Annotated in this window: 22 protein-coding genes; 16 read left to right on the top strand and 6 right to left on the bottom strand. The window is 62.7% G+C overall.

The features are described 5' to 3' along the window. Positions 1-44: 44 nt before the first annotated feature. The 7 genes from mukF (at position 45) to EL255_RS11075 (ending at position 9,126) form a co-directional block, all read left to right on the top strand. Positions 45-1,364 carry a chromosome partition protein MukF gene (gene mukF / locus EL255_RS11105; protein WP_042652251.1) on the top strand — a complete coding sequence of 440 codons (1,320 nt, stop codon included), beginning with the start codon at positions 45-47 and terminating at the stop codon, positions 1,362-1,364. After that, positions 1,345-2,082, top strand: coding sequence for a chromosome partition protein MukE (gene mukE / locus EL255_RS11100; protein ID WP_042652250.1), 738 nt, complete (start codon positions 1,345-1,347; stop codon positions 2,080-2,082). Before mukF ends, mukE begins: the two co-directional genes overlap by 20 nt. A gap of 27 nt (positions 2,083-2,109) precedes the next feature. Beyond that, positions 2,110-6,552 (top strand): chromosome partition protein MukB, encoded by a 4,443-nt coding sequence (gene mukB / locus EL255_RS11095; protein WP_084228273.1) that lies wholly within the window; start codon positions 2,110-2,112, stop codon positions 6,550-6,552. Positions 6,553-6,699: 147 nt separating this feature from the next. After that, positions 6,700-7,089: a septal ring lytic transglycosylase RlpA family protein gene (locus EL255_RS11090; protein ID WP_042652249.1), complete on the top strand. Its 390-nt coding sequence runs from the start codon at positions 6,700-6,702 to the stop codon at positions 7,087-7,089. Positions 7,090-7,274: 185 nt separating this feature from the next. Next, complete coding sequence (locus EL255_RS11085; RefSeq protein ID WP_042652248.1) at positions 7,275-7,748, top strand: cupin domain-containing protein; 474 nt, start codon at positions 7,275-7,277, stop codon at positions 7,746-7,748. A gap of 415 nt (positions 7,749-8,163) precedes the next feature. After that, positions 8,164-8,472, top strand: coding sequence for a putative quinol monooxygenase (locus EL255_RS11080; RefSeq protein ID WP_042652515.1), 309 nt, complete (start codon positions 8,164-8,166; stop codon positions 8,470-8,472). A gap of 162 nt (positions 8,473-8,634) precedes the next feature. Further along, positions 8,635-9,126 carry a SixA phosphatase family protein gene (locus tag EL255_RS11075; protein WP_042652247.1) on the top strand — a complete coding sequence of 164 codons (492 nt, stop codon included), beginning with the start codon at positions 8,635-8,637 and terminating at the stop codon, positions 9,124-9,126. A 105-nt stretch (positions 9,127-9,231) separates the two neighbouring features. Here EL255_RS11075 and EL255_RS11070 read toward each other — a convergent pair whose 3' ends face one another. Both EL255_RS11070 and EL255_RS11065 read right to left on the bottom strand, forming a co-directional pair. Continuing rightward, positions 9,232-9,690: a hypothetical protein gene (locus EL255_RS11070; protein WP_042652246.1), complete on the bottom strand. Its 459-nt coding sequence runs from the start codon at positions 9,688-9,690 to the stop codon at positions 9,232-9,234. Positions 9,691-9,879: 189 nt separating this feature from the next. Beyond that, positions 9,880-10,083, bottom strand: coding sequence for a hypothetical protein (locus EL255_RS11065; protein WP_042652245.1), 204 nt, complete (start codon positions 10,081-10,083; stop codon positions 9,880-9,882). 241 nt (positions 10,084-10,324) lie between these two features. Here EL255_RS11065 and EL255_RS11060 point away from each other — a divergent pair, with 241 nt between their 5' ends. After that, positions 10,325-11,182, top strand: a complete 858-nt coding sequence (locus tag EL255_RS11060) for a PhzF family phenazine biosynthesis protein (protein WP_042652244.1) — start codon at positions 10,325-10,327, stop codon at positions 11,180-11,182. Positions 11,183-11,293: 111 nt separating this feature from the next. Here EL255_RS11060 and EL255_RS11055 read toward each other — a convergent pair whose 3' ends face one another. After that, a complete protein-coding gene (locus EL255_RS11055; RefSeq protein WP_042652243.1) occupies positions 11,294-11,929 on the bottom strand; it encodes a LysE family translocator in 636 nt (211 codons plus the stop codon). A 620-nt stretch (positions 11,930-12,549) separates the two neighbouring features. After that, positions 12,550-13,128 carry a PhnA domain-containing protein gene (locus EL255_RS11045; protein ID WP_042652242.1) on the bottom strand — a complete coding sequence of 193 codons (579 nt, stop codon included), beginning with the start codon at positions 13,126-13,128 and terminating at the stop codon, positions 12,550-12,552. Between the two features lie 287 nt (positions 13,129-13,415). Here EL255_RS11045 and EL255_RS11040 point away from each other — a divergent pair, with 287 nt between their 5' ends. The 6 genes from EL255_RS11040 to EL255_RS11015 all read left to right on the top strand — a co-directional run bounded on the left by EL255_RS11040 (position 13,416) and on the right by EL255_RS11015 (position 18,465). Continuing rightward, on the top strand, positions 13,416-14,609 hold the full coding sequence (locus EL255_RS11040; protein ID WP_197720884.1) for a methyltransferase: 1,194 nt from the start codon (positions 13,416-13,418) through the stop codon (positions 14,607-14,609). A 308-nt stretch (positions 14,610-14,917) separates the two neighbouring features. Further along, positions 14,918-16,360 carry a chitinase gene (locus EL255_RS11035; RefSeq protein WP_084228271.1) on the top strand — a complete coding sequence of 481 codons (1,443 nt, stop codon included), beginning with the start codon at positions 14,918-14,920 and terminating at the stop codon, positions 16,358-16,360. A gap of 246 nt (positions 16,361-16,606) precedes the next feature. Continuing rightward, a complete protein-coding gene (locus EL255_RS11030; protein WP_042652240.1) occupies positions 16,607-16,999 on the top strand; it encodes a VOC family protein in 393 nt (130 codons plus the stop codon). A gap of 157 nt (positions 17,000-17,156) precedes the next feature. After that, entirely contained in the window at positions 17,157-17,555 is a 399-nt protein-coding gene (locus tag EL255_RS11025; protein WP_042652239.1) for a GFA family protein, read from the top strand. A 66-nt stretch (positions 17,556-17,621) separates the two neighbouring features. Beyond that, on the top strand, positions 17,622-17,831 hold the full coding sequence (locus EL255_RS11020; protein WP_042652238.1) for a DUF4287 domain-containing protein: 210 nt from the start codon (positions 17,622-17,624) through the stop codon (positions 17,829-17,831). A 34-nt stretch (positions 17,832-17,865) separates the two neighbouring features. After that, positions 17,866-18,465 (top strand): histidine phosphatase family protein, encoded by a 600-nt coding sequence (locus tag EL255_RS11015; protein ID WP_042652237.1) that lies wholly within the window; start codon positions 17,866-17,868, stop codon positions 18,463-18,465. Between the two features lie 206 nt (positions 18,466-18,671). Here EL255_RS11015 and smrB read toward each other — a convergent pair whose 3' ends face one another. Continuing rightward, positions 18,672-19,196 (bottom strand): endonuclease SmrB, encoded by a 525-nt coding sequence (smrB, locus tag EL255_RS11010; protein ID WP_042652236.1) that lies wholly within the window; start codon positions 19,194-19,196, stop codon positions 18,672-18,674. Positions 19,197-19,261: 65 nt separating this feature from the next. On the opposite strand from smrB, the gene prmB reads away from it, so the two are divergent. Both prmB and aroC read left to right on the top strand, forming a co-directional pair. Continuing rightward, positions 19,262-20,197, top strand: coding sequence for a 50S ribosomal protein L3 N(5)-glutamine methyltransferase (gene prmB, locus EL255_RS11005; RefSeq protein WP_042652513.1), 936 nt, complete (start codon positions 19,262-19,264; stop codon positions 20,195-20,197). A 16-nt stretch (positions 20,198-20,213) separates the two neighbouring features. Continuing rightward, complete coding sequence (aroC, locus tag EL255_RS11000) at positions 20,214-21,302, top strand: chorismate synthase (protein ID WP_042652235.1); 1,089 nt, start codon at positions 20,214-20,216, stop codon at positions 21,300-21,302. A 93-nt stretch (positions 21,303-21,395) separates the two neighbouring features. On the opposite strand, the gene EL255_RS10995 is transcribed toward aroC, so the two are convergent. After that, positions 21,396-22,220, bottom strand: coding sequence for a substrate-binding periplasmic protein (locus EL255_RS10995; protein ID WP_042652234.1), 825 nt, complete (start codon positions 22,218-22,220; stop codon positions 21,396-21,398). Positions 22,221-22,238: the final 18 nt, after the last annotated feature.

Genomic DNA, 22,238 nt, shown 5'->3' with positions numbered 1-22,238 from the left:
GCCCCGTGCCAGTCCCTCGCCGATAACAACGAGATGATAACGTCATGATGAGTACATCCCGTACCCTGCCCGAGACGGTGGGATGGGTCAGACAGGAAGGTCTGGCCTTGAGCCTGCCCACCGACCGGCTGGCCTTTCTGATCGCGATCAAGACCCTGTCCGAGGACGAGTCTGATCTCTCGGAGGCCGCGCTGCACGATGCCTTCGGTTACGTGAGCAGCGCCTTCGGCCAGATGGACGAGACCCAGAGCGGTCGCGCCAACAACGCCATCAACGATCTCATTCGCCAGCAACTGCTGTCGCGCTTCAACACCGACATGGTGGCGGGGGAGAGCCTCTACCGCCTGTCGCGCCTGGGGGTGAGCATCGTCGACTTCTTCATGGATCAGCGCCAGGTTGACTCCATCAAGCTCTCCATCCTGCTCGAACACCTGGCGGCCGAACTCGACACCGCCCGCGAGGCGGCGCTCGAGACCAATACCCGCGAACAGTGGGACGCCGAGGTGCTGCCCAGGCTCAGCTTCTCCCTCGAGGAGACCCTGGGGCGTATCGATCTCACCCAGCGCGCCATGGACGAGCAGCAGAATCAGGTCAAGAGCGAGATAGCGGCCCTGCTGACCCAGAACTGGGTCGACGCCATCCACAGCTGCGAGAAGCTACTGCACGAGACAGGCCAGACCCTGCGCGAGCTGCAGGATACTCTGGACGCCGCCGGTCACCGGCTGCAGGAGGGGCTGCTCAACATTCAGGAGGCGGCCCAGGGGCGTGAGGATCTGTTCCACGTCGAGGAGCTGACCCATGCCCTGCAGGGGCGTCTGGACGTTATCACCTCTTGGGGCCAGCAGTGCATCGAGCTGTGGGCCCGCTACGACAGACACGTCCACAAATTCATCCGCAACGCCATCGACATGGACAAGAACCGCGCCTTCAGCCAGCGGCTGCGCGACTCCATCCGCAACTTCGAGCAGCACAGCTGGCTGCTGCGCATTGCCGAGGAGCCCCGCCTGCTGGAGCTGCGCGACGAGACCATCGCCATCCACGACGAGGAGGTCACCGGCGAGGTGCCGCTCGAGATGGAATACCTGGAGATGGTGGACATCAACCAGGAGCTGGCGGAGCGCATCGATCGCTACCTCGCCCGCTACCCCGAGCAGAGTTCGCGACTGGACTTGGCCGACGTGCTGCGGGAGTACCTGTTGGATTACCCGGCCCATGCCCATTTCGACGTGGCCCGCCTCTTGATAGACCAGGCCGTGCGCCTCGGCCATGCCAGCGGTGAGCGCGAGCTTCACCAGCAACCCGCATGGAAACCCATTAACCAAGCTGGATCCAAGGTTCAGGCCTATGTCATTGATCAATACTGATTTTCCCTTGCCGCTGCGGCTCGCAGAGGCCATCGCCAACCCCTTGTTTCCGCGCATCGACACCGCCTTGCGCTCGGGCCGCCACCTCAGTGCCGACGATTTCGAACAGCACTCCATGTTGGTGGAGTATCACGGCGAGCTGGAGATCTTCTACGGCCGCTATCAGGTTGAGCTCATCAAGGCGCCGGAGGGCTTCTTCTATCTGCGCCCGCGCCCCAGCGCCGACATCGGTACCACTGTCCTGTCCGAGCTCGACATGCTGGTGGGCAAGGTGCTCTGCTACCTGTTCCTGAGCCCGGACCGGCTCGCCTCTGAAGGGGTGTTCGCCATGGGCGAGCTGCAAGAGGAGGTGCTGAGCCTGGCGGACGAGAAGCAGCTGCTGCGCATGGTCAACAGCCGCTCCGGCGGCACCGATCTGGACAAGAAGAAGCTGCTGGAGAAGATCCGCACCTCCATGCGCCGGTTGCGCCGCCTTGGCATGATCACGGCGCTCGGCAACGGCGACAAGTTCAGGGTCAACGAGTCGGTGTTCCGCTTCGCCGCCGATGTGCGCTCCGACGAGGATCCCCGCGCCGTGCAGCTGCGCATGATCCAGGAGGGGGAGGCCATCTTCCACGACGACGAGATGCCGAGCAGCGACTCGCTGTTTGAAGACATCGAAGCGGATCTCGATGAAGAACAGCTCGAGCTGGAGGTTGAAGATGACCTGCAGCGTTAAATCCAAGGCCCAGATGGAGGCAAAGTCGTGAGAGGCAAATTTAAATCCCTGACCATGGTCAACTGGAATGGCTTCTTTGCCCGCACCTTCGATCTCGACCAGCTGGTGACCACCCTCTCCGGCGGTAACGGTGCCGGCAAGTCCACCACCATGGCGGCCTTTATCGCGGCCCTGATCCCGGATCAGTCTCTGCTCCACTTCCGCAACACCACAGAGGCGGGATCGAGCAGTGCCTCCCGCGACAAGGGGCTCTACGGCAAGCTGCAGCGGGGCCACTGCTACTCGGTACTCGAGGTGATGAACAGCCGTGAGCAGCGGATCTGGGTCGGCGTGCACCTGGAGCAGGTCGCCAACCGCGACAACAAGGTCAACATCACCCCCTTCGCCCTGGTAGACGTGCCCGAGGGGCTGGCGCCCACCGATCTGCTGCTGGAAAAACTCCAGGACGGCAAGGGGCGGGTGCGCGCCTTCGCCGATCTGAAGGGGGCCGCCGCCGATCTTGGTGCCATGAAGGTCGCCAAGTTCAATACGGTGACCGACTATCACAACTTCATGTTCGAGTTCGGCATCACCCCGAAGAAGCTGCGCGACCAGAAGGATCGCGGCAAGTTCTATCGGCTGATCGAGGCCTCCCTCTACGGCGGCATCTCCTCGTCCATCAGCCGCTCCCTGCGGGAATACCTGCTGCCGGAGAACTCAGGCGTGCGCAAGGCGTTCCAGGACATGGAGGCGGCCATCTACGAGAACCGCCGCACCCTGGAAGCTATCAAGGAGACGCAGGGTCAGCGGGATCTGTTCAAGAACCTGATCACCGAGACCACTCACTACGTGGCGGCGGACTATGTGCGCAACGCCGCCGAGAAGAATCGCCTCTCCGAGCTGGCCCTCAAGGCCCGGGCTGAGCTGGCCGGCAAGCGCCGGCTGCTGGCCGAGGAGAAGCAGCGCGCCATCTATCTGGCGGACGAGGCGGATCAGCTCACCAACCGCGAGAAGCTCTTGACCGACGAGCTGGAATCCGCCGCCGAGCACCTGGCCAAGGTGATGGCCGCCGTCAGCCTGCAGAAGAAGATCGAGTTGTATCGCGCCGATCTGGCGGATCTCAACGACAAGCTCGAGCAGCAGCAGGCGGTGGTGGAGGAGATCCACAGCCAGCTGCTGGAGGTGGAGGAGCGCAAGGAGCTGGCCCAAGCCGAGGTGGACAGCCTCAAGACCCAGCTCGCCGACTATCAGCAGGCGCTGGACATCCAGCAGACCCGTGCCATCCAGTACCGTCAGGCGGTGCAGGCGCTGGACAGTGCCCGCGAGCAGTGCGAGTTGCCGGGGCTGAGCGCCGAGCAGGCGAGCGAGACCCTGCATCAGTTCCGCGCCGTCGAGCAGAGCCTCACCAGTCGAGTACTGGGGGCCGAGCAGCAGCTGGCCCTGGCCAAGGCCGCGGTGGCCGAGCACCAGGCAGCGCTGACGCTGCTGCTCAGCATTGCCCCCGAGACCGCCCGCGAGGCCGCCTGGCCCACCGCCCAGGCGCTGCTCAAGCGCCATATCGAAGACAAGGCCCGCATCGCACAGGGGCAGGGGCTGCGCGCCGCCCTGGCCCGCCTGGAGAAGGAGAGCGAGAGCCAGAAGGCCCTGTTCAAGCTGCGCGATGAGCTGGCCCAGGCCTCTGGCCAGCAGATCGCCAGCGGCGACGAGCTGGAGCTGTTCCTCGAGGCCCAGCGCACCCGTCAGGAGGAGCTGGCCGATCAGCAGAGCGATCTGAGCCAGCGTCGCGCCAGCCTCGAACATCAGGGCGTTCAGCTGGGCCGCGACATCGGCGATCTCACCAAGCTGGCCCCGCGCTGGCTGAAATCCTTCGAGAAGCTCGAGCAGTTGCGCGAGCAGAGCGGGCTGCCGCTCGCCAGCGCCGAGGCGCTTTCCGCCGGCATGCAGACCGTGCTCGACAAGGAGCGCGAGTTCGAGCAGGAGAGCAACCGCATCCAGGCCCGGAAACAGGCGCTGGAGCTGCAGATCCGCAACCTGCAGCTGGGGGCAGGGGAGGCGGATCCGCGCCTCGCCCGCATCGCCGAGCAGGTGGGGGGTGTGCTGCTCTCCGACGTCTATGACGACATCTCCATCGACGATGCGCCTTACTACTCCGCCCTCTACGGCCCGGCCCGCAGTGCCCTGGTGGTACTGGATCTGGAAGGGGCCATCGAGCGGCTGAAGAAGCTGGAAGATTGCCCCGAGGATATCTACCTCATCCAGGGCAACCCCGACTCCTTCGACGAGGATCTGGTGGAGGCGGACGAGCTCGGCGACGCCGTGCTGGTGCGCAGCAGCAAGCGTCAGGTGCGCTTCTCCCGCTACCCGGAATTGCCGCTGTTCGGCCGCGCCGCCCGTGAGAAACGCATCGAGCAGCTCGATCTGGAACGCGAGAATCTGATCGAGGGTTACGCCAAGGCTGCCTTCGAGCAGCAGAAGTATCACCGTCTCTACGGCCACTTCCGCGATTTTATCGGCCAGCATCTGGATATCGCCTTCCGCCCGGATCCGGAGGCCGAGGTGCAGGCGAAGCAGAACGAACAGCGCAAGCTGCAGGGAACCATAGCCGAGTGCGACAAGCAGCTTGGCGAGGCCAAGGCGGCGGGCGCCCAGCTGACCCGCTATATCCAGCTGGTGCAGGCCATGCTGCCCTTCGCCCACCTGTTTGCCGAAGGGGATCTGGCTGCGCGGCTCGAGGCCGCCCACGCCGATGTGGCGAGCCTGAAACAGGCCGAAGCCTTTATCGGCCAGCACGGCAAGGCGCTCGAGAGGCTCGAGACACTGGTGCAGGTGCTGCGCCAGGATCCCCAGGATCTCGCCGCCCTGCAGGCCGCGTTCGACGAGGTGAACGAGCAGCTCGCCGAGCAGAAGCGCCGCGCCTATGCGCTGGATCAGCTGGTGGCCCGTCTGCCGCACTTCGCCTATCAGGACGCCCAGGACCTGCTCGGCAAGGCCTCCGAGATGAGCGAGCGCTTGAAAGAGAAGCTCAAGGCCGCCGAGCTGGCCGCCCGCACCGCCGGCGAGCAGCACAAGCAGATCGCCTTGCGCCACACCGAGGCGCTGCAGCTGCGCACCGCGCTGGATTCCAGCGCCTCGGCCAAGCGCCAGACCCTGAACGAGTTCGAGCAGGAGCTGGCCGCCATGGGGTTGACCCCTGTTGGTGAAAAGATGTCCGCCGACATGGAGGAGAAGTCCCGCGCCCACAAGAAAGAGATCGAAGAGCTGCTCATCCGCACCCGCTCCCGTCGCACCAGCGCCGAGGCCCAGCTGCAGGTATGCAAGCGCGAGATTGAATCCCTGGGGGGTCGCCTCAAGCTGGAGGGCAAGGACTACTTCGGTGCCCGCAAATCCCTGGTGGGCCACAAGGCGAGCTGGTCGCGGGTGGTACGGCTGGCGCGGGAGACCGACGTCGAGAAGCGCCTCAACAAGCGCGAGCTGGCCTATCTCGACAGCGACGAGCTGCGCTCCATGTCCGACAAGGCGCTCGGCGCCCTGCGGGTGGCGGTGGCCCACGACGAAGCGCTGCGCGATGCGCTGCGCCTCTCAGAGGGCAACCGCAGCACCGAGCAGAAGGTCGCCTTCTACGTGCAGGTCTACCGTTACCTCAAGGATCGGATCCGCAACGACATCATCCGCTCGGACGATCCGGTGGAGGCCATCGAGGAGATGGAGATCGAGCTGGCCCGTCTCGCCGACGAGCTCAAGCAGCGGGAAACCCATCTGTCGCTCTCCTCCCACGAGGTGGCGGCCAAGATCACCAACATCATCCGCCGCGAGCAGAACCGCATCCGGGTGCTGAACCAGGGGCTGCAGAACATCGCCTTCGGGCTGGTGCGCGGGGTGCGCCTCAACGTCAATATCCGCGAGGCTCACACTCGGCTCTTGACCGCGCTGGCGGATCAGAGCGCCATGCACAACGATCTGTTCGCCGACAAGGAGCTCAGCTTCTCCGAGGCCATGGCCAAGCTGTTCCAGCGCCTGAACCCGCAGATCGAGCAGGGGGAGCGCAGCTACCAGGTGATGGGCGACGTGTTGCTCGACTATCGCAACTACCTGGAGCTGGAGATCGAGGTGCAGCGTGGCGCCGACGGCTGGCTGCGGGCGGAGAGCGGTGCGCTCTCCACCGGCGAGGCGATCGGTACCGGCCAGGCCATCCTGCTGATGGTGCTGATCAGCTGGGAGGAGGAGTCCCGCCGCCTGCGCGGCAAGGACATAGCCCCCTGCCGTCTGCTGTTCCTGGACGAGGCGGCGCGCCTGGATGGCAAGTCCATCGCCACCCTGTTCGAGCTGTGCGAGCGGCAGGACATGCAGCTGCTGATCGCCGCCCCGGAAAACATCAGCCCCGAGAAGGGCACCACCTACAAGCTCATCCGCAAGGTGCAGGGCAAGCACGAGCATGTGCACGTGGTGGGCCTGCGCGGCTTCGGTTTCGCCGATGACAAGCTGATCGCCTGACAGAGGCTGACGGAGCAATACGCAAAACGGGAGGCTGGGCCTCCCGTTTTATATGGGAAATATGCGAGAGTGGGCGCCTGGAGCGGCGATGAAGCATTGGCGAGCAGGCCAGGCATGAGGCCCCATACACAGTCGAGGAAATACGGAATGAAGAGGAGCGTGCGAAGCGTCCTGCTGTTGGCATTCAGCCTGCTGCTGGCAGCCTGTAGCAGCCAGCCGGAAGCCGGCAAGGGCGGCAACTGGCGCGGCTATAGCCAGACCGGGCTGGCGTCCTACTATGCCGACCGTTACCACAACAAGAGGACGGCCAGCGGCGAGCCCTACAAGAAGAACGCGAACACGGCGGCCCATATGACGCTACCCTTCGGCTCCATGGTGAGGGTGACCAACGTCGCCAACGGCAAGAGCGTGGTGGTGCGGGTCAATGACAGGGGCAACTTCCCGAGGGGGCGGGTCATCGATCTCTCCAAGGCGGCGTTCAGCAGCATAGGCAACCTCAGATCCGGCCTTATCAAGGTCAAGCTCGAAGTCATGTAGGGGCTGCAGGGTCAATCAGCGCTGCCCATTGCAGCGCTGGCAGAAACGCCGGTTAGGCCTCATGTCACGACGCTTCGCATTGACAGAAACTAAAGCCGGACTCTAACTGTGGGGTGAGCGATGGACGAGTCTGTGACTCGGCTTGTCGGTAACCCTTGCCAGCGCACAGAGACGGAGGAATCGAGATGGCTGACCACAGGCCCGTTCACCTAACCCAGATCCCGGTACAGGGGGCCAAGTCCCTCTATCCAGAACCCTTCGCCTCCCTGGTCAGGCACCGCACCAGGCGCAGATTGGGGGATCACTTCGGTCTCACCAACTTTGGCGTCAACTTCACGACCCTGGCGCCGGGGGCCATCTCGGCGCTCAAGCATCATCACTCCAGACAGGATGAGTTCATCTACATCCTCTCGGGGACCCCCACGCTAGTCCATGGTGATGAGGAGTTCCCGATGTCGCCGGGGGATTGCATCGGTTTCAAGGCCAGCAGTGGCCTGGCTCACCAGCTGTTGAACAGATCCTCCGCAGACGTAACCTACCTTGAAGTCGGCGACAGACTGCCTGCCGATACGGTCGAATACCCTGATGACGATCTGGCCCTGGTACAAGGCGCCGATGGCGCCTGGTCTGCCCTGCATAAAGACGGCACGCCTTACTGAGGGCGGCATAGAGAGCCAGGAGGCTGGGTGTGGGCCCAGATTACCGAACCGATGGGCAACGGCGCCGCTCGTGCCTGTGAAGACTGCAGGCCAAGGAGTTGAATGCGCGAGTCGGTGATCAGCGGCGCGGCGCACGTGTGATCAGCGGCTGGCTCTGGTGCGAAAGCCTCGATGGCTCGGTCGCAGGCTTCCCTTCAGGAGGCTTGGGTGCACTCACCAGTCCCGGGACCTGCCTTCCGTGTTGCTCTCAGATTTGTTAAATAGAGCGAACAGTCTGTCCATATTGTCTGTCTATACGCATCAATAGCCTGCTCTTACACTGCGTCTCATGTCGAAGGATGCGCCCTTGGCTCGCTGACAAGCCGCTGTGATGGGCATCCTTTGCCAATGAATTTCTTGATAACGGAGTGTGATGATGAAGATGAGATCGGACAAGATAGTGTCGATTGCAGTGCTCAAAGCCAGGGCCGGGATGAGGGAGCGCCTGCGGCGCGAGCTGCTCAAGCTTATCGAGCCCACGCGCCTGGAGCCGGGCAACCTGGATTATGTGCTGTTCGAGTTGCAGGAGGAGCCGGGGACCTTCTATATGCGCGAGGCCTTCGTCAATCAGGGCGCCCTGGATGATCATTGCGCGACCGACTATTTTCAGGCCTTTGCCGGCCAGGCCGAGGAGTTGCTGGCGGAGCCTCTGCGGCTGATCTTGATGGAAGAGGTGAGCCCATAACCCGCCCCCCTGGCTGAGTGAGACCCTGCATTCGCCATCCCAGGCGGCATTCGTCCAGAGCTCTCGCGGCGCTTCGCCATCAGCGGGTGTCACTGAGTGACGGACTGAGCCATGCTTGCCCTCAACAGAGGATGGCGATACGAAAGCCATCGGGGAGGGACAATGGAGAGAACGCTGTTGCTGGTGCGCCATGCCAAGTCGAGCTGGGAGGAGGTTGCCTTGTCTGACAGGGCGAGGCCGCTGGCTAAGCGCGGTCAGCGTGACGCCCCCCTGATGGGCAAGCGGCTGGCAAAGGCCGGGGTCAAGCCCGACGCCATACTGTCGAGCCCCGCCTGCCGGGCGCTGTCGACGGCGAACATCATCGCCGAGGCGCTCGATCTCCGGGCCAAGAGCATCCTCGTCGATGAGCGGCTCTATGCCAGCGACATCGAGACCCTGCTGGCGGTGATAGGGGAGCTTGGCGATCCCCTGAGGTGCGTGATGCTGTTTGGCCACAACCCCGAGTTCACCGACCTTGCCCATCGCTTCTCCGGCAAGATCACCCGGATGCCGACCTGCTCCGTCGCCCGCTTCACCTTTGACGCGCCATCCTGGTCGGTCGTCCCGTCGCAAAAGCCGGTGACGGCCGTGCTCGACTATCCGAAACAGGGGTAGGGGAAGAGGAGGGCTGCCACTCACAGTGGCGACAGGGGGCAAGGAATGGCAAGAGATAAAACAAGAAGGGGAACCCAGGCTCCCCTTCACGTCCGGTTATGTCGCTTATTTGGCTGCGATTGGCCCCTTGGTGCCTGCATCGTTATCGACCCAGCCATCCTCGCCCTTGATGCGACGATCCCCCTGGATGGTGTAGATGATCATGCCGTCCTTGAACACCAGGGCCCCATCGGATTTCTTGGCACTGACCTTCTTGTCGTTGACCCAGACCTGATCCTTGTCATCGATGCGGATAATGGCCACTGTGGCGCCCGTTTCGGGGAAGGTGGCGACCCAGTTGCCGGTGTAGGGGCTGCCACTGGTGGCGGCCGCGGGGGCATCACCAAACCCGGCGGCGGCATTCTCGGCCTTGGTCTTGTTGATGTCGCAGCCCTGGGCTTCGGTGACCTGTGTACAGCCGGAGTGCTCCAGCTGCTGAGCGTATTTTGCGTTGATGGCATGAGCCGGGGCCATGCCAAGCAGGGTCAGGGTCAGGGTTACGATCAGAGCAGCATTCCTGGACATAGTGAATCCCTCAAAGTGTGAGTCTTTCCGGTTCATCGCAGCCTTGACTGCCATGAGAAACAGCCTGTGTTCGCGGCAATATCCTGGGGGCGAGATAGCAGGCCTGTTTCACGTTAGCACCTGGAATAGGGCTCGCACAGGGGACCGGCAAACAGGTGCAATCCATCTGGTGCCCATTAATCAGCGGGCTCAGCTCTGGGGAACCCTTACGCCCTTATCGAGATAGAGGCTGCTGTAGTGGGCACGGTGGCTGACAAACATCACCTGGTGGCGGCTGCCGTCGGAGAGGATGACGAAGTCGCCGGCCTGGGCGGGGCTTTGCAGGATGATCTCGTGTTCGGCGGCCGTCAGTTTGTCGACCTCCTCCTTGAAGCTGAGGGTGTAAGAATACATATGGCACTCCAGATCGGCTCATATACAGACACTGTGATCACACTCTAGCCGCCTGTGCCAGGATCCGCGGCGCCCAAGCGGCACCTGTGCGGCAGTTAATTTAACGGCTAAGCTGGGCCTGTTTTGCTGGTGCCACACATAGCTTTCTTCGCGCACCAGGCCAGTGGCCACATACGGGGCCAGCGTGGCGACAGCGCGAGGGGAGCCCGGTATTCTTTCGACATAAGAACAGGGAGTGATCATGATGGATCTGGTAACTGAGTTGGTGCGGATCGCCGCGTTTTCCGATGGTCCACAAGGGGGCAATCCCGCCGGGGTCTGGACGGGTGCCAGCCTGCCCGGGGCAGAGGAGATGCAACGCATCGCCGCCGAGGTGGGCTTCTCGGAGACGGCCTTCGCCGCCCCGCTGCAACCCGGTGAGTTGACCCGCTGGCGGGTGCGTTACTTTTCGCCCGAGGCCGAGGTGCCCTTCTGCGGTCATGCCACCATCGCCCTCGGGGTGGCGCTGGCGCACCGTTTCGGGGCAGGGGACTATGCGCTGAACCTCAGTCAGAGCGATATTCGGGTCTCTGGCTGGCAGGATGAGGCCGGACAATGGCAGGCGGCGCTGCAGTCACCGCCGACCCGCAGTCAACCGGCATCCGCCGATCTGGTGCGTGAGGCCTTGGCGCTGTTTGGCTATGGCGCGGCGGATCTGGATCCCCGCATTCCGCCTGCCTTGATCCATGGCGGTGCCGACCACCTGCTGCTGGCCTTAAATAGCCGCACCGCGCTCAGTGCCATGCACTATGAGCTGGCTCAGGGGCGCATCCTGATGCGTCGTGAGGGGTTGGTGACCATATTGCTTAGCTACGCAGCGGAAGATCGGCTGTTCCACACTCGCAACCCCTTCGCCTATGGGGGTGTCTATGAAGATCCCGCCACCGGTGCGGCGACGGCGGCGTTCGCGGGATATCTGCGGGATCTGCACTGGCCCCATGGCGGCGCCATCGACATCGAACAGGGGGAAGACATGGGCATGCCGTCGCGGCTGCACGCCGAGATCCCGGCCGAAGCCGGCAGTGCGATCAGGGTGTCCGGCCGGGCGCGGTGGATGTGATGACTGGGCGGGCCTATGGCGCTGGTCTGCTGTATCGGCAGAGGATGGAAGGGGGAGATAAAGCCACAGGGGGAAGAGATCAGCCCCTGAGCAGGGGCTGACGGGATGCGCTCAGGGCCGACCGCTCAACAGGATAGCGCCGCCCAGAGAGATGAAGATCCCCCCCGTGATACGGCTAAACAGACGCTGGCTGCGCCCCGGCTTGAAGTAGCTGCCGGCGCGTCTGGCAAGGGCCACGTAGCAGAGGTGCACCAGGCTGACGATGACGCAGATGGTCAGGTACATGGTCAGGAACTGGATCGGCAGCGGGCTCTGGTGATCGAGAAACTGGGGCAGCAGAGCGCAGAGGAAGATGATGGTCTTGGGGTTGCTGGCCGAGACCAGAAACGCCTCGCGCAGCAGGGAGGCGTCACTCCTTGTGCTCATGGTCCGGCCAGGCAGAGCAACCTCCTGGTTCCCCGCCTTGGCGCTTCGCAGCGCCTTGTAGCCGAGGTAGATGAGATAACCACCACCCGCCAGCTTGAGGGCGATAAACAGGGGCGGCAGCGTCTGCAGCAGGGCGCCCACGCCCATGGCGACCAGGAAGATGAGGATGGCCTGACAGAACAGGTTTGCGCTGATGGAGAGCAGGGCCGAGCGCCAGCCGAGTTGCAGACCGTTCTTGATCACCAGCAGCACATTGGGGCCCGGGGTCAGGGTCGCCAGCAGATAGGCCAGCAGAAACAACATCCATGTATCCAGATTCATGATATTTCCCTTGTGAAAAAGCCATGATGCCGTGTGCCGGGGGTACCGTCCAGCGGCTTCTATCGCGGCCCTGTGGCGACTTGGAGTGCTCGCCGCCTGTTGGAACGGCGCCGAACACCAGGAGGAAGGGATAGGTGAGGCATCCGGTTATCCAAAGCATAAAAAAACCGCCTGATGGCGGTTTTTTCATGGTGCCGACCCTTATTTCAGGGACTTCTTCAGCTTCTTGATCTTGCCTTCGTGCTTGGCAATCTTCTCCTGGCGGGCGGCGATTTTCTTCTTGACGTCTTTCTTGCTGGCTTTGGCCATCGGTAGTGCTCCTTGTTACGAGAGGGACATCATGAGGTCATGATGTCTTGGATCTGTCCATGGACGACCCAGAGTGCCACAAGGTTTCCATATGAGCTAGTGCTCAGTGACACCGGGTGTCGGCATTATCCCCTGGCGGGGCGACACACCCCAGCGGATGTCGTTGCACACTCAGCGGGGCTGGTTTGCAGGATAGCCCAGTTTCCGGCTCGCGCCACCCTCACCGCGACACCATCTGGCCGGCGGCCGGATACAAAAAAGGCACCCCTGGGGGCGCCTCTTGCATCATCCGACAAACCAGCCGATGGGGATCAGGCCTTCTTCAGGTAGGCCGCGACCAGCACGATCTGCACGCCGTTGACCTTGCCTTCGATATGCAGCGGGTTGTTGGTCAGGCGGATGCCCTTGACCAGGGTGCCGCGCTTGGCGGTGAAGCCGCCGCCCTTGACGTCCAGATCCTTGATCAGGGTGACGGCGTCCCCCTCCTGCAGCACGGCGCCGTTGGAGTCGACGGTCGGCACGCTGTCGTCATCCTCGCTCACGACGCCCGCCTCGGCCCAGGCCTTGGTCTCTTCTTCCATGTACATCATGTCCAGCATGTCCTGGGCCCAGAGTTCACCCCGGGCGGACAGCGCCTTCAACTGGCGCCATGCCATCACTTGCACCGCCGGCACCTGGCTCCACATGCTGTCACCCAGGCAGCGCCAGTGGTTGACCTCCAGGGTGTCCGGTTGCTCCAGCTGACCACGACAGGTATCGCACAGGGCCAGGCTGTGATCATCGTCACTGGCGGGGGAGTGTGGCACCGGGAAGGCGGTCAGCGCATGTTCTGCTCCACACAGCTCACACTTGGCGTCCGCACGCGCTTGCAGGATGGCATTGATGGTCATGTTTTGGTTCCGTTCATATGGGTAAAGCGACCCGCCGGGGCGAGTCGCGCTAATGAGGGGGCGGAATATAGCACAAAACCCCGCTCTTTGTCAGGCTAACGCCAGCGCTTAGGGTTGCTGCTCAGGCCAATACAACGTCTTCATGGCGGCGGGTCAGGGGAGCGCCGGTATTCATGGGGAGGCAGCCTGACCCCTGGCCCGCGACCACCAGCCTGCACTGAGGAGTGCTTTTTGGCGGAGGATCGCTAGAATGAGCCTCTTTTTTGAATTGCAGGACAACCATCGCCGTGCTGGCTCAACGTTTTCAACAACTGGATCGCTTGCTGACCGAGACCCGGCGCTGGTGGCAATATCAGCCCTATCACCATCTGACGCTCGCCTTCGCCGACGAGGCGCCGGCACTGGCCGCGCGGCTCAACGCCATGTCCCTCGCGCAGCTCAATGAGCTCGATGGCGACATGGCGGCGCTGTGCGCGCTGCTCGCCCCCTGGATCCCTGCGGGGGCGGCGCTGCACGGCTTGAGCGAGCTTGAGCGCTTCCTCCCCGAGCCCATCCAGTGTGCCAGGGAGATGGCGATGCACATGCCGGGGCGCAAGCAGGCGCAGATAGAGGCATTTTGCGGCAACCTGCCCCCCCATCAGGGACCCTATCTGGAGTGGTGTGCGGGCAAGGGCCATCTGGGGCGGCTGGTCTCCCTGCATAGGGGCGCCGAGATCCTGAGCCTGGAGCTGCAAGGTCAGCTCTGCGAGGAGGGGCGCCGGCTGGCGTCCCGGGATGGCGCCCGCATGCAGTTTATTGAGGCCGATGCCTTCGCCGCCGAGTCGGGGGCGCTTATCGCCGAGCAGCATCACGCCATGGCGCTGCACGCCTGCGGCGAGCTGCACACCCATCTGCTGGAGCGGGTGGTCGAACGCGGTGCCCGCGGGGTCACCGTCTCTCCCTGCTGTTATCACCTGATCCGCGGCAGCCACTATCGCCCCCTGTCCACGGCCGCCCAGGCCAGCGATCTGCAATTGACCAAGGCCGACTTGCGCCTGCCGTTGCAGGAGACGGTGACCGCCGGCGCCCGCATCTCCCGTTTGCGCGAGCTGGAGGTGGTGTGGCGCCTCGCGTTCGACTGCCTGCAGCGCCATCTGCGCGGGGTGGATGAGTACCTGCCAGTGCCCAACATGCAAAAGAGCCTGCTCACCGGCAGCTTCGAGGCGTTTTGCGCCTGGGCAGCGCAGCGCAAGGGGCTCATCCTGCCGGCTGGGCTCGATCTGGCCGCGTTTCTGGCCATGGGGGAGGCGCGCTACGGCGATGTCGCCCGCATGGAGCTGGTGCGCCACCTGTTCCGCCGTCCGCTCGAGATCTGGCTGGCGCTGGATCGCGCGCTCTTCTTGCAGGAGCAGGGGTACAGGGTCGAGGTGGGGGAGTTTTGCGACAAGCCTATGACCCCCCGCAACATCCTGATCCGCGCGGTGCGCCAGCAGATGAGCTGAGGGCGTTGCCGCCCTGGAGGCGTCGTCACCCCATAGCAACCGGCGAGCCAACGCCCGCGCCTTGATGACGCGGGCGTTGGCTCGCCGGGAGTATTATCCCGGTTGTTATGGCTTCTTGCCCACCTGGACTATATCCAGGTTGTTTTCGGTGGTACTCGGAAATAGGCGCCTTTATCCCCATCAGGCAGAAATACCCGCAGAGTGAAATGGCTCACATATTCGCCATTTTCTTAATTCTCGAAGTGAATTTAGTTATTACAACGCCTATGCTCGGCCTGAACTTCACGTTGAGACAAGGATTGTTATCTATGTTCAAACTCAAGCACAGCGCCTGGCTGATCACCCTTGCCTGCGCCTTGCCAAGCCAGGGGGCCATGAATATCCAGCCCGATCCGCAAAATAGCGGGGGATATGTGATTGCCGCGCCGGATCTGCTGGCGGTGGAAAAAGCCAAGACCGCCAATCCCATGTATGGCATCTGGTCCAAGGCATTGGCCACGCGCCCCAACACCATAGTGGATGCCATAGAGCCGAGGCAGGCCAGCAATCCGGATAACGTCAAACGGGTCGAGCGGGTATTTTCCGAATCGGATTGGGACTTTCTGACCCAGATGGCGGCACCTGAATATACCTATGTGCGCTTCTTGCGGGCGGTCGGTAAATTCCCGGCCTTCTGTGGGGAATATAGCGATGGCCGCAATGCGGATGCCATCTGCAAGAAATCCATAGTGACCGCCTTTGCCCATTTCGCCCAGGAGACCGGCGGTCATATAGGCAAAAATAACAGCTCCGATAATCCGCTGGCGCTGGAGGAGTGGCAGCAGGCGCTGGTGCACGTGCGCGAAATGGGCTGGTCAGAGGGCCAGACCGGCTATACCACGGGCTGTGGTCAGAATGATTGGCAAAACAAGAAATGGCCCTGCTCCACCGGTCAGGGATATTTTGGCCGCGGGGCGAAACAACTCTCCTACCACTTCAATTACGGCGCCTTCTCCGATGCCATGTTCGCGGGCGACGCCAACGTGTTGCTCAACGATCCCGGCCGGGTCGCCGACTCCTGGCTGAACCTGGCCTCGGCCATCTGGTTCTTCCTGACGCCGCAGGCCCCCAAGCCCGCCATGCTGCACGTGATCGATCGCACCTGGGTGCCCTCCCAGCGCGAGACTGCGGCGGGGATAGGCTATGGCTTTGGCACCACCATCAACGTCATCAACGGTGGCATCGAATGTGGTGAGCAGAATAAGGACAAGGGCCAGCCGGTCAACCGTATCCGGTATTGGGAAGGGCTGGCGGCCCATTACCAGATCCCCATCGAGGCCGACGAGAAAAATACCTGCTGGCAGCAGACCCCCTATGGCAGCCTGAATCTGAACGGTGCCACCGATGTGCTTTATACCAACTGGGACGGTAACTGGAAATATTATGCCGACAGGCCCGGTGGTTATTCCTTTGAATGTGAGCTGGTCGGGTTCCAGACCGCCTATTCGGCGCTGGTGCCAGGGGATTATGAGAAATGTGTGACCAACTTTTATGGCTCTCACGCCAATTGGCCCAAGGTGCGGGTGGTGGAAAAGCTGGATCCCACGCCGGTCGATCCCAATCCCCCCGTGGGTGATGTCCCCGTCTGGTCCGTCAGCAAGGTCTATATCGCCGGTAATAAGGTCAGCCACAAGGGCATTATTTATCAGGCGAAATGGTGGACCCAGGGAGATGATCCTGCCAAGGGCGGCCCCTGGGCTCAGGTCATTTAATGACGAGATGGTAGCTCTGCGCTAGGGCATATCGATCCGACATGAATTTTGGCTAAAGTGGTTGGCCTGAATAACACAAGGGAGGCGAGGTGCCTCCCTCCATTTATCCCGGCGATGGGCACAATAAGCAGCCATTGCTGTTTGCGCTCTTTCAGCTTATTGATGGTGGCCGTTTATTTTGTGGCGCAAGTTCCCATCAAGGGCCTATTTTCTCGCCAATCTGGCTTCATCAGATAGGGATCAGTCATGAATATCGCTATCCATTTTGAAATTCCGGTGCGGGATCTGGCGCGGGCCATCCGCTTCTATGAGGGTGTCTTCGAGATAACGCTCGAGCGGGTGCAGATCGATGGCAACGAGATGGCGCTGTTCCCGCTGTTTGAGGGGATGGCGGGCTGCTCCGGCGCCCTGGCAAAGGGGGATAGCTATGTGCCCAGCCTAGATGGCAGCCGCATCTACCTGACCGTACCCGATATCGAGCTGGCCTTGACCAGGGTGTTGCAGCGGGGAGGGGAGAGCCTCTATCCCATCACCCGGGTGAGCGATAGCATCAGGGTGGCCGAGTTCAAGGATCCCGAAGGCAACCGCATCGCCCTGCAGGAGATAGAGCTGAGCAAGGTGCATGCCCTGAGTACCTGAAGACACCCCGGAGGTAGGCCCACCGGGGCTGTGAGGGGGGATGAGTGCGCCGATACCCAACATGGTCAGTTGCGGGATCCTGGGCTGCATGCTACTCATCTGATGCTGAATATGGCCGGCATTCCGCCGACCCGGGCCATGGATTTAGGAGCTTGATATGCAAGGAACCTGTCTGTGCGGCGGCATTGTCGTCTCGAGCGGTGAACACCGGGAGGTCAGCCTGTGTCACTGCGCCATGTGTCGGCGCTGGTCCGGGGGGCCCATGTTTGCGGTGCATGGCGGCAAGGATGTCCGCTTCAAGGGGCTCACCCCGGTGGCCTACCGCTCGTCCGAGTGGGCGGAGCGCGGCTTCTGTCCGACCTGTGGTACCCATCTCTTCTACCATCTGCTGCCGACGGATGAATACATACTGCCTGCCGGCCTGTTCCAGGATCAGTCGTTCGAGCTGGCCAGCCAGATCTTCATCGACGAGAAGCCGGACTTCTACGAGCTGAAAAACGACACCCCGACCCTGACGGGTCAGCAGGTGTTCGAACAGTTCGCCCCCAAGGACTGAGGCAGAGAGCCGCTTATATAGATGAGCTGCGGCGGTTGCGCGGCGCCATGACTCGAGGAGGATAAGATGGATGAACAAGAGAAGCTGAGGGGGCCCGCCTCCTATTTCCCGGCCATCGAGCAGAAATATGGTCAGCCCATCGCCCATTGGCTGGCCCTGCTGGCGGGCCAGGAGGAGCGCAAGCACATGGCGCTGGTGGCCTGGCTCAAGAGCGAGCACGGCATGGGGCACGGTCATGCCAATGCCCTGGTGGCCCACTTCTTGGCGCAGGGTTAGCGCGGTCTGCACCGTCGATAAACGAGGAGAACGGATGGAACTGGTGGTGATCCGCCATGGGCAGACCCAGGCCAATGCCGAGAACCGCTATCTCGGCGCGCTGGACATTGGCCTTAACGACAAGGGATGGGAGCAGGTATCTGAGTTGGCGCAGGGGCTCGCGAGGGAGGCGCCGTTTACGCGGCTGCTGTCCTCTCCCTTGTTGCGGGCGAGGCATAGTGCCGAGCAAATTTCCCGCACCTTGGCGCTGCCTGTTCAGCTTATCCCGGCCTTTCGTGAGCGGCACGTGGGGCTGTTTGAGGGACTGACACAGGGGGAGGCACGGGAGCGCTACCCCGAGCTATGGGCACGCAACATCACCCGGCGCTGGGCCGAGGCGCCCCCCGGTGGGGAATCCCTGGACGCTGTGGTAGCCAGGGTATCCCGGGGATTGACGGACTTGGTGTATGAGCATGAGGGGGAACGGGTATTGCTGGTGGCGCACGGGGTGGTGGCCAAGGTGATCCGGGCCCTCACCGGCGCAGGGTTCACCGACTTTTTCGAGTGGCAACTGCATAACGGCGGCAGGCTGGTGGTCAATCTTGTTTCTGTTCCGTCGCCGATACGATTCAGTCGCCCTGATGGGCAGGATTAGCCCTGTTTGACTAACACATCGACGCCCGAGAAGGAGTCCCATAAAGGCGCAATATGCCGTGATTGCCGAGCTGGTACGGATCTTCTTGCCGGATCACTTGGCAACAGGGCTAGGTAGCTCCACCTCGGCAAGGTCCAAGGGGATATAGAAAAAGCGCGCCCAAGGGCGCGCTTTTTTGATCTGAGGCTATGCATTCTGCCGTCGGCTTACTCTTCGATATCCAGCAACACCAGGATGGCGCTGTCGCCGCCCCATTCGCGCGGCGCCTGATGGAAGGCGCGCACATTGGGGTGCTGGGCCAGCCAGCTCGGGATCCGCTGCTTGAGGATGTGTTTGCCGATGCCATGCATCACCGAGGCGACGTGGATGTTCTCTTTCTGGCATAGGGTCAGCAGGGCGGCCAGCTCCAGTTTCGCCTGGTTCTGATTCATGCCATGCAGGTCCAGATAGATCTCCGGCGGGTAGCTGCCGCGCTTGAGCTTCTTCAGCTCGAATTTCGAGACGTCTTCACGCACATAACGGGTCGGGCCATCCTCGTCCAGATGGGGCTGGTACTCGTCGCTGAAAAAGTGGCCAACCCCAAGCTTTTCGCGGCTTTCACGCAGTTCGCGTTTCTGCTTGACCGGGCGCAGGTCGGCCCTTATGGTATCTTGCTTAATTTTCCGGGTACCTTTGACAGCATCACGAAACAGCAGGTTTTCCTCGTCTGTGGGTGAGGGCGTTTTTTTCATCAGGTACTCGTCTTGCTCGCTATATAGGTTTCTCGGGCCGGATATTACTCGACTTGGAGGTGGATTTGGACAAGATATTTATCGATGAGGTGGTTGCCGAGATGCACACCATCCAGGACATGTTGCGCTGGGCCATGAGTCGCTTCAACGACGCCGGGATCTTCTACGGGCATGGCAGCGACAACGCCTGGGATGAGGCCGTGCAGCTGGTACTGCCCGCGTTACATCTGCCGCCAGACGTGGATCCCGGCATGCGCCACTCCCGGCTGACCACCAGTGAGCGTCACCGCATCGCCGAGCTGATCATCCGCCGGGTGCAGGAGCGGGTGCCTGCCGCCTACCTGACCAACAAGGCCTGGTATGCCGGTTGGGAGTTTTACGTGGACGAGCGGGTGCTGATCCCGCGCTCCCCCATCGCCGAGATGGTGGCCAACCGCTTCGCCCCCTTCCTCAAACATGAACCGACCAGGATCATGGATCTCTGCACCGGCTCCGGTTGCATCGCCATCATCATGGCCCACGAATTCCCCCACGCGGAAGTGGACGCCATCGACATCAGCGTCGATGCGCTGAACGTGGCCGAGCGCAACATCACCGATCACGGTCTGGAGCAGCAGGTCATTCCGATCCGCTCCGATCTGATGCGGGATCTGCCGGTCGGTGACAAGTACGATCTCATCGTCTCCAACCCGCCCTACGTGGACTCCGAAGACATGTCGGACTTGCCTGAGGAGTTCCGGCACGAGCCCGAGCTGGCGCTCGCCTCCGGCTCCGACGGCCTCAAGCTCACCAAGCGCCTGCTGGCCAATGCCGCCGATTTCCTCAAGGATGACGGCGTGCTGGTGGTCGAGGTGGGCAACAGCATGATCCACCTGGAGTCCCAGTTCCCCGAGGTGCCCTTCACCTGGGTCGAGTTCGAGAACGGCGGCCACGGCGTGTTCGTGATGACCAAGGCCGAGCTGGAGCAGTACCGGGACCATTTCGCGATTTACAAGAGCTAAGCAGCAAGGAGCACCTATGGCAGGGAACAGTTTTGGCCAACTCTTTCGGGTCACCACCTTCGGCGAGAGCCACGGCCTGGCGCTGGGCGCCGTGGTCGACGGCTGCCCGCCGGGGCTGGAGATAAGCGAGGCGGATCTGCAAGTGGATCTGGACAGGCGCAAGCCCGGCACCTCCCGCTACACCACCCAGCGCCGCGAGGCGGACGAGGTGAAGATCCTGGCCGGGGTGTTCGAGGGCCGGACCACCGGCACCTCCATCGGCCTGCTGATCGAGAACCAGGATCAGCGCTCCAAGGATTACTCCGACATCAAGGACCTGTTCCGCCCGGGCCACGCCGATTACACCTACCACCAGAAGTATGGTCAGCGTGACTACCGGGGCGGCGGCCGCTCCTCGGCGCGGGAGACCGCCATGCGGGTCGCGGCGGGGGCCATCGCCAAGAAATACCTCAAGCAGATGCACGGCATCGAGATCATCGGCTTCCTCTCCCAGCTCGGCCCCATCAAGGCCGAGGCGTTCGACGCAGGGCAGATCGAGCAGAACCCCTTCTTCTTCCCCGACGCGGGCAAGCTGGAGGCGCTCGATCAGTACATGCGCGATCTGAAGAAGGAGGGCAACAGCATAGGTGCCAAGGTGCAGGTCATCGCCCGCAACGTGCCGGTGGGCCTGGGTGAGCCGGTGTTCGACCGGCTCGACGCCGACATCGCCCACGCCATGATGGGCATCAACGCGGTGAAAGGGGTCGAGATCGGCGACGGTTTCGCGGTGGTGGAGCAAAAAGGCTCCGAGCATCGCGACGAGATGACGCCGGCAGGCTTTGCCAGCAACCATGCCGGCGGCATCCTGGGCGGGATTTCGTCCGGTCAGGAGATAGTGGTGAGCATGGCGCTCAAGCCCACCTCCAGCATCACTGTGCCGGGCAAGACCATCAACACCAGCGGTGAGGCCACCGAGATGATCACCAAGGGTCGTCACGATCCCTGCGTCGGCATCCGTGCCGTGCCCATCGCCGAGGCCATGCTGGCGCTGGTGTTGATGGATCACCTGCTGCGCCACCGTGCCCAGAATCAGGGCGTGCTGACCCAGACACCCCAGTTGCGCTGATCTCGGTGCCGGGCTCTCGGCCGATCATGCTGCACGACAAAAAAAGGCGACCCCAGGGTCGCCTTTCTCATTGTGTATTGTCGCGTATTGTCATCAGAACGCGGGCTGGCCCAAGGTGTCATCATCCGGTGTCTGGCTGCCGTCGAAGCGGCAGCGGGGCGGGGCAAAGGCCTGGCTTGGCGGGGGCAGGGTGGCGATGGCGGCGTCGATGCGGGCGAGCTCGGGCTCGCTCACCGCATCCCTTGCAAACATCAGGCTGACCGGTTGCCGATGGAGCAGCAACTGGCAGCGGATGTACCGATTGGCCCCCAGCTGTGTCAGCCGATAGTTGGCGTACTGCCACTCCATGATGACGCCGTCCAGGCGCCGGGCCAGCAGCAGCTCGATCAGCCGCTCGTCCGAGTTGTATTCGGTGGCGAATCTGAGGGCCGGGCAGGCCGCCGTCAACGGGGCAGGGCGGGTGCCGCGCAGCTTGCCAAGGCGCAGTTGCGTCTGCCCGCACAGGTCGGTGAGGCGCTGGATCCCTTGCCAGCGATCCACGTGGCTCGGGATGGGGGCGTTGCTCAGCAGCACGAAGCTGGCGCGTCTATAGGGAGCCGAGAAGCGGGCAAACTGGCGCCGCTGCGGGGTCTCGAGTGCCCCCATGGCCAGATCCAGCCGCTGTTGCTCGACCAGGTGCAGGGCCCGGGCCCAGGGCAAGTTGTGAAACTGGGGGGTCAGACCCGCCTTGTGCAGGATCTGGCGCGTCAGCGCCACATCCTGCCCGGTCAGCTTGCCCCGCTCATCGATCTGGCTGAAGGGCGGCCAGGGACTCCAGGCCACCGACAGCGTCTCCTTGGCCGCCAGCGGCAGGCTCAGGGCGAGCAACAGACCCACTCCCATCGCGCGCCAGAGCGCGCCGGGGGCGCATATCCTCATCAAGCAAAACCTCCTTGT

Origin of the sequence: Aeromonas encheleia (genome assembly GCF_900637545.1) — a bacterium.
Lineage (GTDB): Bacteria > Pseudomonadota > Gammaproteobacteria > Enterobacterales > Aeromonadaceae > Aeromonas > Aeromonas encheleia.
Note: the sequence above shows the minus strand (reverse complement) of the source record. Positions and strands in the feature narration are given on the sequence as shown.